Origin of the sequence: Chitinophaga sp. YIM B06452, assembly GCF_039655965.1 — a bacterium.
Lineage (GTDB): Bacteria > Bacteroidota > Bacteroidia > Chitinophagales > Chitinophagaceae > Chitinophaga.
Genome location: NZ_JAWLKY010000002.1, coordinates 980517 through 995970, shown reverse-complemented (window position 1 = coordinate 995970; position 15454 = coordinate 980517). Strand labels below are relative to the sequence as shown.

Genomic DNA, 15454 nt, shown 5'->3' with positions numbered 1-15454 from the left:
ATTGCATATGACAATAATAGAATTGATCGGATGGGCAGGAGTGCTTTTTTACCTTATCGGTTATTTGCTGCTGGCCTTAAAGAAGATCTCCGCGGACAAGTATGCATACCATATTTTAAATGCCCTTGGAGCGATCGGGCTTGTGACTAATGCTGTCTTCCATAAAGACAATCCAAATATCGTCGTGAATGGTGCGTGGCTACTCATTGCAGTGTATGCTGCGCGTGAGGTGTTTTTAAGAAAGCCGCCCAAAAACAGCTCCACGCATGAATAAGGTACTTATAGATATGCAATTGTTGCCTGGCGCGGAGAAATTTTTGCCCAAGGATGATGCTGTAATAACCGGATTGGAGGTTCTGGAATCCGGCATGACAAATAAGAATTATTTGTGTACCACAGTCACGGGAAACAAGTATGTTGTCCGGGTACCAGGCGTAAATACATCAGAAATTATCAACAGGCAACATGAATGGAGCAATCATCATAAAATAGCACGGTTAAAGCTGAATGTAGAACATGTGAGCTATCTTGAACATTCATGGATAAAGACATCCGTTTTTATTAAAGACAAATTTCCCGACCTAATAGATGCTGAAATAAAAATTGACATGGTTTGCAGGAGCTTAAAAAAGCTGCATCATTCTAAGATAATATTCGACAATGATTTTTGGGCTGGGAAAATGATTGGGATATATGAAAAGGTGGCTGCGGAAAACGGAATAAAGCTGGAAGAAGATTACTATAAACTAAGAGCCAGCTTAAAAGAAAAATATGATGATTACCTCTATTCCAATATTAACTGGGCGCCTTGCCACAACGATCTCGTAAAAGAAAATATACTATGGGACGGCGCAAGAAATGTTTACCTTATTGACTGGGAATACTCCGGAATGAATGATCCCTTGTGGGACGTCAGTTCTTACATTTTAGAGAACGGACTGAATGCCGATGAAGAAGCATGCATGCTGCAAAGATATTTTTCCGGTGAGCCAGCCAGGAAAGACATACACAAAATAGTTTCTTTATTTAAGATATACCAGGACGTTCTCTGGTATGTATGGGCGAAAATAAGAACGTTTCATGGCTGTGAATACTCGGAATACGCCACAGGCAGGATTGACAGGGCAATTGAACATTACACGGCCATTTAAAAACCCGGTATCAAAAAATGCATATGTTACAGGAAGATCTTGTCATGCACAAAATGGTTGTGCTGGTGCCCTTCAGAAATGTGGGCGCCTTTATCATTGACTGCGTCAACTCGGTGCTGGAACAGTATTATGACAACTATGAAGTTTATTTACTGGATGACGCGTCAGATAATGACACCCTGGATTTGATCGATGAAGATTTCGGTCATATCCGAAAAATAAGAAATGACCGCCGTATGGGGCCTACAGAGAATGTATATAGGCACTTGATGGGATTGCCGATTAAAGATGAGGACATAATAGTGCTGCTGGACGGGGATGATTATCTTTTGGGTAAATACGCCCTTCAGATCGTGAATGCGAAGTATAATGATGGCGCGCTGCTGACATACGGGCAATACATCAATAACTATGGTCAGATCGGCCATTGTTCGCCTTACACAAGGGAAGAGTTCCGGGATTTAAGAAAAGCTCCGTGGAAGGCCTCTCATTTGAAGTCTTTTAAGTACAAACTATTCAAGGAATTCATCAAGCAAGACCCTGATGGAGTGAATCTTAAGTTTAATGACGGTCAGTTCTACATGGCTGCGTCCGATCAGTCAATTATGATCCCTTTAATGGAAATAGCAGGTTTTGAAAATTCCGGTTACATATCAAATGTAATTTATTGCTACCGGCAGCATCCGGGTAATGATCACAGCTCATCCCAGGGACTGACCCTTCAGACGCAGGTAGTGGATGACATGCGTGCCAAGCCCTCATTAAAACGGGCGTTCTGAATGTGCAAAGAATTTGATCAAGCTAAATCGCTATGAAGCAGTATGACTATCTGATAGCAGGTGCGGGAGTTTTCGGTGCTATTTTTGCTCACGAAATGAGCAAACGGGGAAAAAAATGCCTGGTGATCGACAGGCGTGGTCATACCGGGGGAAATACATATTGTAAAAACATAGAAGGCATTAATGTACATATTTATGGCGCACATATTTTTCATACCAACGATGAGAGGATATGGAACTATGTAAATTCTTTGACAGCTTTTAACAGATACACAAACAGCCCGCTTGCCATGTACAAGGGAAAATTATATAATCTCCCCTTCAACATGAATACTTTTCAGCAATTGTGGGGAGTGATAACACCAGAGGAAGCGAAACGGAAAATTGAAGAACAAATATCAGAGGTTGCGATCAAGAAACCCGGGAACCTGGAAGAGCAAGCCTTGTCACTTGTAGGAACCGATATCTATAATTATTTTATTAAGGAGTATACGGAAAAGCAATGGGGAAGAAAGGCAACGGAATTACCCCCTGAAATCATCAGACGGATACCCATCCGGTTCACCTACGACAACAACTATTTCAACGACAAATATCAGGGAATTCCCATTGGCGGATACAATCGGTTGACCGATGCGTTATTGAAGAACGTCGAAGTAAAGCTGGGGATCGATTACATCACTAACCGGTCAGTATTGAACGAGCTGGCGGAAAAAATTATCTATACCGGTACGCTGGACGAATTATTCGATTTCAGGTTGGGAAATTTGGAATACAGAAGCCTTAGGTTCGATCATCAGCTGAAAGAAACGCCCAACTACCAGGGTAACGCCGTGATAAATTATACCGAAAAAAATATCCCCTTTACACGTATTATAGAGCATAAGCATTTTGAGTTTGGCCAACAAAAGCATACGGTAATTACTAAAGAATACCCTTTGGAATATTCTCCTCAGAATGGTGCTGAACCCTATTATCCGATCAATGATCACAAAAATGACCTAATGCACAGCAGATACAGAAATCTTGCATTGGATACCGGGAACCTGATATTGGGGGGACGGCTTGCCGATTTCAAATATTATGATATGCACCAGGTAATCGCATCTGCACTTAAAGCTGTCCAAAAAGAAGTAGAATCCCTTTAATTGAAAATTTCCGCTGTGCGTTCGGTTATTATTATATCCATAACGCCAGGCGTCGGGGTCTGCCTGCATTTCCTCCAGCGCACTGTAGATTTTCTTCCGGAAGGCAATGGCGGAGAACTTGCCCTGAACAGTCCGATCAAACCGCAGGGTAGTTACCGCCCACTTCAAATCTTCCTGGATGTTTTCTGATGTTTACTTTTTTCAGCGTATCGATCACTGGTTGCCGGTATCCCGCTCCGGTATGGTATACACACCTCCCGGTGCCGACTTTATACTCGGCGCGCTGTTCACAATGTGCATCGTCACACGGCTAATCATGTGACCCGGATCACTACGCTCCGGTGATAAGAACAAAAAATATTGTCCAGCTGGTCGTAATGCAAAACATAAAAACAGTTGCCATATGTTTTTTCTCCGAATGCTGAAAAGTTTTATATATTTTAGTATCTCCACGCAACGTTATGAAAATGGACCGCTACCATCATCATCCGGGATCATTGTCCGTACGCCTCTCCGAAGGCGATGAATCTGCGTTCCGCGAGTTCTTTCACCTGTACAGCCACCACATTTACAATGTTGCTTTTATCATGACGAAATCTGCCGGGCTGGCGGAAGACATGGTGCAGGAAGTATTCCTCAGGATCTGGCTCGGCCGAGCCAGCCTTGCTGGCGTGGAAAACCTGAAAGCCTACCTCTATACCAGCGCGCGGCATCATATCCTGAACGAACTGCGCAAAAAATCCCACAACCTGCAGTTTACCGATGCTTTGCTGGAATACTTCAGCGAGTCTGCGGACAATCCTGAGCAGGCCCTGCTGAGAAAGGAGTCCCGCGGTTTTCTCCACCAGGCCATTGCCCACCTGCCTGACCGGCAGCGCCTCATCTACCGGCTGAGCAAGGAAAAAGGGCTGAAGCAGGAAGAGATAGCCGCCCGGCTCAACATCAGCCAGCATACCGTACGTAACCACCTGGCCCAGGCCTTGGTGAACATTCGTCACTTCCTGGAACGTGCTACCACAGGCACTTTGCTGCTTTTCTGCCTGTTACAGGCAGGCCTTTGAAAAAAATAATTTACGGAAGACTAGTAATATCCCTGCCGGGATGTGTCTTTATACATAACACATGCCTACAAGATTCGATATATTGCTCCAGGGCTACATAACCGGTACGCTTACGCCGCCGGAGGTGGAAGAGTTCCTGCAACTGGTGAGAGACGGAGACCTGCGCCTCCCTGGTGCAGTGCAGCATCTGCTGGAAACGGCCGATCATCCACCATTGCCCCCTCAAAAAGAAGCGGAGTTGGCCGGCGCCATCCTCCGAGGGGCGCGCCGCGCAGAACGCCGCCGTCCTGTTTACTGGCTGGCAGCCGCCTCTGTGCTGGCCATAGCGGTCGCCGGGTTGCTGTACATGCTGCGGCAGGAACGGCCCGCGGCCCCGGTGCAGACCGCCAGTGTAAACAGCAGGATACAGCCCGGTTACAACCAGGCCACACTGGTTCTGGCGGACGGCACCGCTGTGCCGCTAGACAGCGCGGGCAACCAGCAGATACGCCGGAACATCCGTCAAAGCAATGGCCAGCTGCATTATACCGCGAGCAACCAGGCTTCCCAGATCAATACCCTGGTAACGCCCAAAGGGGGCCGCTTTGGCATCACGCTGCCAGACGGCAGTAAGGTCTGGCTTAACTCCGCCTCCTCCCTCCGCTATCCCACCGCCTTCACCGGGCAGCAAAGAGTGGTAGAGCTGAAAGGTCAGGGTTATTTTGAAATAACGCAGGCACCTTCTCAACCCTTTGTGGTAAAGGTGAATGATGTGGAGGTACAAGTGCTGGGTACCCGTTTTGACGTGATGGCTTATGAAGATGAAAAGGCCGTTAACACCACGCTGCTGAGCGGGGCTGTAAGGGTAAAGAATGCCACGGCTGCACAAACGCTGCGGCCGGGGCAACAGGCGGTGCTGGAAGGCGGCGGCACGCACATTGCCGTGCAGCAGGCAGATACGGCCAAAGCCATTGCCTGGAAGAATGGCCTTTTCCTGTTTGACAACATGAACCTCGAAACGATATTAAGAGAAGTATCGCGCTGGTACAACGTAGAAGTAGTATACCATGTAAAACCCAGCGCGGAGCTGTACGGCGGGGCCATCAGTCGCAATATGAGCCTGGAAGCCGTACTGCATATGCTGGAGGGCAGCGGGTTTAACCACCTGCAACTGGAGGGGAGAAAAATAACGGTACTACCATAATCATACAACAACACAAAAACGCCACGTAATTATTTCAACCAAATAAAAACAGTAAATAAAGCTTTTACGGGAATACAAAAAAACCGGAAGTGGTTGCAACACTCCCGGCTACATCTGGTATTCCTGATAATCTGAGAAGGACTATTGTTAGACTACCAAACACCGCTAAAGTATGTATTTTAATGCGAATGAAAAAGCCCTGCGCCGGCACAGGCTTTTAACTACGTTATGTAAAATGATCAAGATCACTGCATTTATCCTCTTTGTAACATGCATGCATGTGAGTGCAACCGGTCTTTCACAGCAGGTAACGCTGTCGGTCAAAAACGTACCGCTGCAAAAACTGTTCAAGGAAATTACCGCGCGCACCGGCGTGTCTGTGATCTATGGCGAAACGGTGCTGCGCAATACAGCGCCGGTTACGCTGTCTGTTAAGAACGCCTCACTGAAGCAGGTGCTGGACCTTTGTATAAAAGACCAGCCGCTCAGCTACACCCTTGAAGGCAACAGCATCATCATTAAACGCCGGCCTACCGGCAACCCGCCCGAAGCGCCGCCGGCGCCCGCGGCAGATTCGCTGATCACGGCTACCGGCAGGGTTACGGATTCCAAAGGCGGGCCGGTGCCGGGCGCTACTGTGCTGGTGAGAGGCACCATGCATGGCACCAAGACAGACGGTAACGGCCACTTTTCCCTGAAAGGCGTGCGGCCCGGCGCAGTGCTGCAGGTCAGCTCCCTGGGTTTTGAGCCGCAGGAGCTGGCGGCCGGCAGCGGCGCGATGAGCATTACGCTCAAAGAATCTGCCAGCAGCCTCAATGAGACGGTGGTGGTAGGATACGGCACGGTGAAGAAAAGCGACCTCACCGGCGCTGTGGCCAAAGTGGAAGAAGCGGCCATCAAATCAACCCCTATTCCCTCTTTAGACAGGGCCATGCAGGGCCGCGCCGCCGGCGTACAGGTTACTACCAACTCCGCGCGGCCGGGCGGCGCGGCCACCATCCGCATACGCGGTTCCGGCTCCGTGAATGCCGGCAACGACCCCTTGTACGTGATAGACGGCTTCCCCGTATCCGGTGGACTTAATTCCATTAACGCAGACGACGTAGTGTCTATCGAAATACTGAAAGATGCTTCCGCTACTGCCATTTATGGCTCCAGGGGCTCTAACGGCGTAGTGATGGTCACCACCAAACAAGGAAGGCCAGGCAAGGCCGTGGTGAGCTACAACGGCTACTACGGCTCGCAATCCGCACGCAGAACTATTCCGCTGCTGAACGCGCAGCAGTTCGCATTGTTCGTGAACGAAGCGCTGATCAACAACGGCGCAGCACCTTACTTTAACGGCAGCACGCCGGAAAGGGCGCTGCCGGAAACTTTCGGAGAAGGCACAGACTGGCAGGATGTAATATTGCGCAATGCGCCCATCCAGAACCACCAGCTGGGCGTGAGCGGTGGCTCTGAAAAATCCCGCTACTCCGTTTCAGCAGGGTATTATGACCAGCAGGGCATCATCAAAAACTCCGGTTTCAAACGGTATACCCTGCGAGCCAACCTCACTAACGACATCAGTTCCCGCGTAAAGACCGGCCTTTCCATGCAAGGCGCCTACACGCAGAGCAACAGCGCCAGAACGGATGTAGACGGTACAGAAGGCGGCGGCGTTACCAGCTCAGCCCTGAGCTATTCCCCTACCTTCCCTGTGTTCAATGAAGACGGCAGTTATTATAAAAACCAGGGCTCGCTGAACGGGTACGGCGTAGATAATCCGCTGGCCATTGCCAACGAGATCATCAGCAAAAATTCCGTGCTGCGCCTGCTGGCCAACACTTACCTGGACTATGAGATCATTGACGGGCTGCATTTCCGCACCAGCCTCGGCGCAGACCTGCAAGCCTCCAAAACCAACAATTACACCACGCGCAAAGCCCTGGCCGGCGCTTCCCTGGGCGGCTCCGCCGCTGTGGTTAACTCGCAGAGCATCAACTGGCTCAATGAAAACACACTGCATTACACCCGCCAACTGGGCCACTATCATGCTCTCAACGCACTGCTGGGCTATACCATCCAGGGCCTGAGCACAGAAAACGCTACAGCAAGGGCCAATACTTTTTCTGATGACTTTGCCCGGTACAACAACTTGGAGGCGGGCTCTACGCTCGTAGCCCCCAGTTCGGACGCCAGCAACTGGAAACTGATCTCTTACATTGCGCGCGTCAATTACGGGTTCGACGACCGTTTCCTGCTCACGCTTACCGCCCGGCGTGATGGTTCCAGCCGCTTTGGCCCGCGGCGCAGGTTCGGCATCTTCCCCTCCGGCGCGCTGGCCTGGAAGCTGATGAACGAGCGCTTCATGAAGAAGCAGTCCATTTTCTCCGACGCCAAAGTGCGCGTGAGCTACGGCCTTTCCGGCAACCAGGAAATCGGGGATTATCAATACCTGGCCAATATTGCCGTTTCCCAATACGTACTGGGTGGTGCCTTGCAGTCTTCCGCCCATACCTCCGGCATTGCCAACCCTGACCTGCGCTGGGAGAAGAACGCGCAGTTCGATGCTGGTATAGACCTGGCCTTCTTCAACAACCGCCTTCAGCTCACGGTCGACTATTACAATAAAAAAACCGCTGACCTGCTGTTTTCTGTGAGCGTGCCCACCTCTTCCGGCTTCACCACCACGCTCAAGAATATCGGCAGCGTGCGCAACCGGGGCGTGGAACTGGCGCTGGCCAGCGTGAACATAGACCGGCATGATTTCCGGTGGACTACTGATTTCAACGTCACCTTCAACCGCAACAAGGTACTGCGGCTGGATGGCCGGGAAAGTTTTACCGCCGGTGCGGACGCCCGCATTTTCAACACCACCATCAATCCCATCCTGCTGCGGGTAGGCAGCTCCCTTGGCAATTTTTATGGACTGGTGATGGATGGCATCTTCCAGAGCAAGGAAGAAATAGATGCCTCCGCCCAGAGAACCGCCAAGCCCGGAGACATCCGTTACAAAGACCTCAACAATGACGGCGTGATCAATGATAACGACAGGGATATCATCGGCAATTCCAACCCTGATCTTTTCGGCGGCCTTAATAATACTTTCGCTTACAGGGGTATAGAACTGAACGTGTTCATACAGGGCAACTATGGGAACGAGATACTGAACTACGGTAACTTTGACCTGCTGAACCTCACCGCTGGCAACAACCAGAGCGCCCGCGTGCTGGACCGCTGGACGCCGCAGCGCCCCAGCAATAGCATGCCCCGCGCCAACGCGGCAGGTGGCTCCCGCGTACTCAGCAGCTTCCAGGTGGAAGACGGCTCTTACCTCCGCTTCAAGAATATTTCATTGGGTTACAACCTGCCGCAGAGCTGGCTCAGCCGTCTGCATGTCAACTCCCTGAAGGTGTACATTGCCGCGCAGAACCTGTTCACCATTACCCGGTATAATGGCTACGACCCTGAGGTGAACCGCTTCGGTAGCTCCTCTCTCAGCCAGGGACTTGACTATGGTACCTATCCGGCAGCCAAAACCGTACTGGCAGGCATTAACCTGAAATTTTAATCTTATGGAAATGATCAAACAAACAATATATATGCTCATGGTGGGTATACTATTGACGGGCACTGCCTGCGAAAAGCAGCTGGACATTGCATCCGTTACCAACCTCACCAACGCCACCTACTATAAAACAGCGGAGGATGCTAAATCAGCCCTGGGCGTGTGTTACAAGAACATGGGCGTGCTGGACCCTTTCCCGGACCTGGTGACTACGGACGACGCTGTGCCTTTCCTTTCCGGCGCCGCAGACAGGGTGCTGCTCTGGCGGTACAACCTTACGCCTTCCAATTCTTTCATCAACGTTTACAGCGGCGCCTATGCCGCCATCAACCGGTCTAATACGGTGATAGGCAGGCTGCCCGGCATTCCCATGAACGAAGACCTGAAAAACAGGTACATAGCCGAAGCCAAGGTGCTGCGCGCCCTGCACTACTTCAATCTGGTGCGCCTCTATGGCGGCGTGCCCGTCACTATAACGGAAACGGCTACACTTGAAGGGCTCGACATACCGCGTAAAAGCATAGACGAAGTATACGCGCAGATAGAGAAAGACCTCACGGAAGCGGAAAACGCATTGCCACCCAGCTATCCCGCTGCAGACGCCGGCAGGGTGACTTCAGGAGCCGCTAAAGGGCTGCTGGCAAAGGTATACCTCACCCGCGCAGGTACAGACAAAAACTCTCCCTTCTGGGCCCGGGCAGCCGCCAAAGCCAAAGAAGTGATAGACCAGGGGGTGTATGGCCTCTATGCCAATTTTGCGGATGCCTTTGCACTTACCGCCCGCGGCGGCAAAGAAAACATGCTGGAAGTACAATACCTCACGGACGTTTACGGTCACGGCACAGGGCGGGGCTATGGCCCGCGCGCGGCGCCTATTTTCCCCGGCGGCGGCTCAGCCATTGCAAGGCCCACGGAAAGCCTCTTCAACGCTTACGCGGCTAACGACAAGCGGAAGGCTGTTACCTTCATGACCTCTTATACCTACAACGGCGTTACTACCAACCTTTCCATCACAGACCCCGATCCCAGCAAAGCCGTATCTTTTCAGAAGCTGTGGGACAGAAGCGCCAAAACCAACGGTGGCGAAGGCACCAGCCGGCCGGTATTGCGGTATGCGGACGTGTTGCTTATATACGCCGAAGCCGCCAATGAAGCTAACGGCGCCCCTACAGTTGAAGCCTATACCGCGTTGAACGATGTGCGCGAACGTGCAGGATTGGCAGACCTGGACGGGTTGAGCTACCAGGCTTTCAAAGAGGCCGTTTGGTTGGAAAGAAGGCTGGAGCTGGCTTTTGAGAACAACCGCCGTTTTGACCTGGTGCGCACCGGCAGACTGGTAGACGCCGTGAAGGCGGAGAACAGCTACAACCGGAATGCGGAGATACAGCCTTTCCATGTACTCTTCCCCATTCCCCTGTCTGTTATGGACGCCAGCCCCACGCTGGAACAAAACCCAGGCTATTAATCCATTTAAACAACAACATCATGTATACACGCAGACACTTTTTGACCCAAACGCCGGCCATGCTGGCATTGCTGGCGGGCCTGCCCTCACTGGCCAGCTCCTGCAACAGCAAAAAGAAAACCATCTTGCTCCGCTCTTCATGGCAAACCGTCAACATCGGGGATATTGGCCATACTCCCGGCGTACTCGCGCTGCTGGAAAAACATATTCCCGGTGCGGACGTCATACTCTGGCCTTCCAGTGTAGATAACGGCGTGAAGGAAATGCTGCAGCGGCGTTTTCCGAAAGTAAAAATAGTGGAGGGTAAAGAAGAAATAGATGCCGCCATTGCCCAGTCTGATTTTCTGCTGCATGGCTCCGGCCCTTCCCTGACAGCTCGTAAAGACGTAGCGCGCTGGGCTGCCACGGGCAAGCCTTACGGCATATACGGCATTACCTTCCCCGGCTACTACGGAGAGCCGTCTGCCGCCACCAAAGCGGCTTTCCCTACGGAAGTGGAGCTGCTCACCAAAGCGCAGTTTGCCTATTTCCGGGATTCCATTTCCCTGCAGTTTGCGAAAGACCATGGCGTGAAATGCCCCATTATGGGCTTTGCGCCAGACGGCGCCTTTGCAGTAGACTTGCAGAACGATGCAGCAGCAGAGGCTTTCATGAAAGAACACGGGCTGGAAGCAGGCCAGTTCCTTTGCGTGATACCCCGGCAGCGCTTTACGCCCTATTGGGAAATACCCTCCAAGAAAAGGCCCCTTGACGAGAAAAAAGATGCCCGCAACCAGGAAATGCGGGAGCATGACAATGCCCCTATCCGTGAAGCCATTGTGGAAGTGGTACGGCAAACACCTATGAAAATACTCATCTGCCCGGAAGATGAAACACAAGTAAAACTGGGCAAAGAAATTTTATACGATAAACTGCCGGAAGATGTAAAAACGAAAGTGGTTTGGCGGGACCGCTATTGGCTGACAGACGAAGCGCTCAGCACCTACCGCCGCTCTGCCGGCATGTTCGGGCTGGAAATGCACTCTCCAATTATGTGCATCGGCCACGGGATTCCGGCCATGGTAGGCCGCTTTCATGAACAAACCAGCAAAGGCATAATGTGGCGGGACATTGGCCTGGGCGAGTGGCTGTTTGATATGGACAATGAGGCAGACATCCCCAAAATACTGCCCGCCGCACTGGCCATGGCCAAAGACCCCGCCGCTGCAAAACAGCTCGCAAAGAAGGGGCAGCAGTTTGTAGAAGACAAACAACGGGAGACAATGGGCGTGTTAAAAAGCAAGCTGAATGTATAAGCAAAAGGGGATGACAGTTTATGGAATAGAGATAAGCTGTATGCATCAACCGGAAAAAACGGCAAGTCTATTGGGTAGCTTTGTTTTTGAAGTCTTTATTCATGCCACAATGTAATTTCACGGCTTGGTAACAGCCCCAAATCAATGAATCGTTCAAAAAGGTGCTTTTAACAAGTCGTTATCATTAATAATTTCCGTAAAGCGTATCGCTGTCGCGAAATGATTTAGTTGTAAAACCTCGTTATTCAACTAAATCATTTCGATGAAGACTTCAAATCTCCCAAAAGTTGTTAGAAAAAAGCTCGCTCAGGGCACAAAAAACGGCTCTCACTTGAGAGTCGTTTTTTTGTGCAGTTTTGAAATGCTAACCAATCAGGTTATCAAATACTTCAGTTCCCGGCCCCCCGCACTTGACCTGCGCCGGGATGTGCTGCTGCTGTGCGGTTCAAAAGTGCTGACGGCGTTGTAACGCGGCTATATTAATTCCAGGTGTGTGAGTTCTTTTCCAAGATCCCTGATGCTGGTTAGTATCCTGTTGACCTGCTTTTCAGATGGTGTTTTGATCCTGTTGGCATATTGTGAAAGTAACGATTGGCTGATGCCGATCCTTTCGGCAAGCGCCGATGAATTGATCACTTTGTAGTATTCAAAAAATTGTGCGATGTCTAACCTCATAACAAGGTCTTTTCCTGATATATCCTTTAATCCTTCTTCTTCTCTCCAGGTGTTGATAGCATCCAGCACATTTTTCCGGAGGTCCGGCATATTATTTCCTACTGTACCTACGTGAATATTATCATCCAGGGCATATGCAGAATAACCGGTGCCGGTTTTTTCTACGATGAATACGTATTTTCTCATGGTGCGTATATTTCAGGTATTTAAATTAATCGTGCTTGTTTTAAGATTTTTCGTTCAAGGCCTCTGCCAATTTCATTGCTGCCGTGATCTGCAAAAACTATCCTCTCTCCGGGCCTGACAGGATGGGTTAGTATAGTGTGACTTCCTTTTCCCCGGCGGAGAATTACCCATCCGGCGTTGGTTAGTTTCTTTTTTAGCTCAGAACATTTAGTCATCGAAGGTAATATATTTATTACTTTTTACAAACCACTTTTTCTTAAAAAAATGACCCGCCAGAAAAAGCGGGTCGTATGAAAAATATCCAAATGCACTTTGTTGAAGAATGCACAATGTATACAACCGGATGTGACCGTGAAAACAGGATCCGGGTATGATCTCCCCAAAATGAATCAGTAATTTGTAGTTATCGCAACACGCAGCATGTAGAAACATGCCGTGGTTTGATTTCCCTTGTTTCCAAATTCCAATGCATCAAATGTAAATGCAGCCTTGCAATAAACATGAAAATGGAGGGCGAGAAATCCTCTCGGTTTCCAGAGAATATCTCAGCTTTTTGAAGGGGAAATGAAATTTGCAACATAGGCATCGCACGCCAATACTGAAAAATCGGCTAACTTTACAGGACGCACGCAGATACACTGCGTAACGTCGCCGGAGCTTTAAACCGGCTATAATCATGTGAACTATGGGAACTTCAATCACCTGCCCTAACTGCAAGCACCCCTTCGTCATGGAAGATGCTTTAGCAGTAGACATTGAACGTGAAATGCGCAGCAAAATGGCTACTGAATGGAATAAAAGGCTCGACGAGCTGAAAGCTCAGAAGCAGGAAATAGAACAACAGACCCTGGCCGCCAAAAACCAGATGGAAAGAGAGCGCCAGCAACTCGCGCAGGACCGCCTGCAGGTCAGCCAGCAACGCCAGCAACAGGAAGATGAACTGGTTAAACGCCTCCAGGCGGAAAAAATAAAATTGCAGGAAAGCATGGCCGCCAATATCCGCAAAGACGTAGCCGCCGACTTCGAGAACCAGCTGCAACTCCTCCGGCAATCACAACGGGAGAACGAAGAAAAACTCAAAGAAGCCCGCCTCCGTGAACTGGATTTTCTCAAAAAAGCACAGGAACTGCAAAACCGCGAACAGGAACTGGAACTTTCCCTGCAGAAAAGACTGCTCGAAGAACGCACCCAGCTCATGGAACAGATACGCCGGGAAGAAGCAGACCGCAACAACCTGAAAGACACGGAATACCAAATGCGCCTCAAAGAAATGGAAAAGCAGCTGGAAGACCAGCGCCGGCTTGCCGAAGAAATGCGCCGCAAAGCAGAACAGGGCTCCATGCAGCTCCAGGGCGAAGTGCAGGAATTGGCCCTCGAAGAAATGCTGCGCGCCACTTTCCCCTTCGACGCCATCAGCGAAGTAGGCAAAGGCGTGCGCGGCGCAGACTGCATCCAGACCGTGCGCAACCAGTTCGGCCAGGAATGCGGCAGGATCATTTACGAAAGCAAACGCACCAACAGTTTTTCCCAGGAATGGATCGAAAAGCTGAAGGCAGATATGCGCAGCCAGGGGGCAGACGTGGCCGTGCTCGTTACCCGCACCATGCCCAACAACATGGACCGCTTCGGCGAAAAGGAAGGCATCTGGATCTGCTCTTTCCATGAAGTGAAAAGCCTCACCTACGTGCTGCGCGACGCCATCCTGAAGATCTACAGCTCCGCCAAAAGCCAGGAAAACAAAGGGGATAAGATGCACCTGTTGTACCATTACCTCACCAGCGGCGAATTTGCCGAGCAATGGAGCGCCATCCGCGAAGGTTTCCGCGCCATGAAAGCCTCCATCCAAAAGGAAAGGGAAGCGATGGAAAAACTCTGGAAAGCCCGTGAAAAACAACTGGAAAAAGTGCTGCTCAACGCCGCGCATATCAAAGGCTCCATTGAAGGCATCGCCGGCAGCGATTCCGTGGACCTCCAGCTGCTGGATGAAGCCGCAGAAACGCTTTTGAGCGGCACCGGGCAGACGCCGGATGAATAAGCATGAATATTTTAAGAAAAAATTTTATATAAAAGCCTTGCATGACAGCAAACCGTGCAATACATTTACTGCCATGATGCAAAACCACGCATACCACTCCATCATATTTGACCTCGGCGCCGTGCTTGTTGACTGGAACCCGCGTTACCTCTACAGCAAGATATTTGCAACGCCGGAGGAAGTGGACCATTTCCTGCAGAACATCTGTACGGCAGACTGGAACGAAACGCAGGATGAAGGCCGCAGCCTGCAGGAAGGCACAGAACTGCTGATCGCGGAACACCCGGAATATGAAGCGCAGATCCGCGCCTTTTATGGAAGATGGAAAGAAATGCTGGGCGGCCCCATCCCCGAAACCGTGCAAATACTGCGGCAACTGAAAGACAGCGGCCGTTTTAAACTGTACGCCCTTACCAACTGGAGCAACGAAACCTTTCCCATCGCGCTGATGGAATACCAGTTCCTGCAATGGTTCGACGGCATCGTGGTGTCTGGCAAAGAAAAGCTCCGCAAGCCGCAGCCCGGTTTTTACCAGCTGCTGCTGGACCGGTATGAGGTGGATAAATCAACTTCCATTTTTATTGACGATAATTTCAGGAACGTAAAGGCCGCGCAGGAGTTCGGCATTGAATCCATCCACTTCCTGAACGCACAACAGCTGCAGGAAGAACTTGCCTCCCGCGGCATCCTGAATTAATATCATTTCCTCTTCAACATAACGCGAAAACATAACATTTATTTTCGAGAATATATATCGTAATTCCCCCATGCAAGCCGCCTCCCGGGCGGTTTTTGCTTTAACATTTCTTTATGTCTATTTTAACTTTTTCGCTGTAAACCAGCAGTAACATTCGCGTGTCTATAGCGTTCAATAAAAGACAGCCGGATGTGAAGTGGATACGTGAGAAATGAATGATGATGTTAGT

Annotated in this window: 13 protein-coding genes; 12 read left to right on the top strand and 1 reads right to left on the bottom strand. The window is 50.3% G+C overall.

Features of this window, described 5'->3' with window-relative positions; all coding sequences use genetic code 11:
- Positions 1 to 7 precede the first annotated feature (7 nt).
- The 10 genes from R3I13_RS13770 (at position 8) to R3I13_RS13725 (ending at position 12101) form a co-directional block, all read left to right on the top strand.
- Entirely contained in the window at positions 8 to 274 is a 267-nt protein-coding gene (locus tag R3I13_RS13770) for a hypothetical protein (RefSeq protein WP_346318543.1), read from the top strand.
- Positions 267 to 1151, top strand: coding sequence for a phosphotransferase (locus R3I13_RS13765; protein WP_346318542.1), 885 nt, complete (start codon positions 267 to 269; stop codon positions 1149 to 1151). The genes R3I13_RS13770 and R3I13_RS13765 overlap by 8 nt, the downstream gene beginning before the upstream one ends.
- Before the next feature lie 23 nt (positions 1152 to 1174).
- A complete protein-coding gene (locus R3I13_RS13760; protein WP_346318541.1) occupies positions 1175 to 1930 on the top strand; it encodes a glycosyltransferase family 2 protein in 756 nt (251 codons plus the stop codon).
- Positions 1931 to 1962: 32 nt separating this feature from the next.
- Positions 1963 to 3078 (top strand): UDP-galactopyranose mutase, encoded by a 1116-nt coding sequence (gene glf, locus R3I13_RS13755; RefSeq protein ID WP_346318540.1) that lies wholly within the window; start codon positions 1963 to 1965, stop codon positions 3076 to 3078.
- Between the two features lie 461 nt (positions 3079 to 3539).
- Positions 3540 to 4139, top strand: coding sequence for an RNA polymerase sigma-70 factor (locus R3I13_RS13750; RefSeq protein ID WP_346318539.1), 600 nt, complete (start codon positions 3540 to 3542; stop codon positions 4137 to 4139).
- 61 nt (positions 4140 to 4200) lie between these two features.
- Positions 4201 to 5322, top strand: a complete 1122-nt coding sequence (locus R3I13_RS13745) for a FecR domain-containing protein (protein ID WP_346318538.1) — start codon at positions 4201 to 4203, stop codon at positions 5320 to 5322.
- 235 nt (positions 5323 to 5557) lie between these two features.
- Entirely contained in the window at positions 5558 to 8875 is a 3318-nt protein-coding gene (locus R3I13_RS13740; protein ID WP_346318537.1) for a TonB-dependent receptor, read from the top strand.
- Positions 8876 to 8885: 10 nt separating this feature from the next.
- On the top strand, positions 8886 to 10337 hold the full coding sequence (locus tag R3I13_RS13735) for a RagB/SusD family nutrient uptake outer membrane protein (RefSeq protein ID WP_346318536.1): 1452 nt from the start codon (positions 8886 to 8888) through the stop codon (positions 10335 to 10337).
- Between the two features lie 20 nt (positions 10338 to 10357).
- Entirely contained in the window at positions 10358 to 11632 is a 1275-nt protein-coding gene (locus tag R3I13_RS13730; protein WP_346318535.1) for a polysaccharide pyruvyl transferase family protein, read from the top strand.
- Between the two features lie 262 nt (positions 11633 to 11894).
- Positions 11895 to 12101, top strand: a complete 207-nt coding sequence (locus R3I13_RS13725) for a hypothetical protein (RefSeq protein ID WP_346318534.1) — start codon at positions 11895 to 11897, stop codon at positions 12099 to 12101.
- A gap of 5 nt (positions 12102 to 12106) precedes the next feature.
- Here R3I13_RS13725 and R3I13_RS13720 read toward each other — a convergent pair whose 3' ends face one another.
- Positions 12107 to 12493 carry a helix-turn-helix transcriptional regulator gene (locus R3I13_RS13720; RefSeq protein WP_346318533.1) on the bottom strand — a complete coding sequence of 129 codons (387 nt, stop codon included), beginning with the start codon at positions 12491 to 12493 and terminating at the stop codon, positions 12107 to 12109.
- A 685-nt stretch (positions 12494 to 13178) separates the two neighbouring features.
- Between R3I13_RS13720 and R3I13_RS13715 the strand changes: the two genes are divergently transcribed.
- Positions 13179 to 14528 carry a DUF2130 domain-containing protein gene (locus R3I13_RS13715; RefSeq protein WP_346318532.1) on the top strand — a complete coding sequence of 450 codons (1350 nt, stop codon included), beginning with the start codon at positions 13179 to 13181 and terminating at the stop codon, positions 14526 to 14528.
- A gap of 73 nt (positions 14529 to 14601) precedes the next feature.
- The gene (locus R3I13_RS13710) at positions 14602 to 15225 is read left to right on the top strand and encodes an HAD family phosphatase (RefSeq protein WP_346318531.1); all 624 of its coding nucleotides are present in this window, start codon (positions 14602 to 14604) and stop codon (positions 15223 to 15225) included.
- The last annotated feature ends 229 nt before the right edge of the window (positions 15226 to 15454 follow it).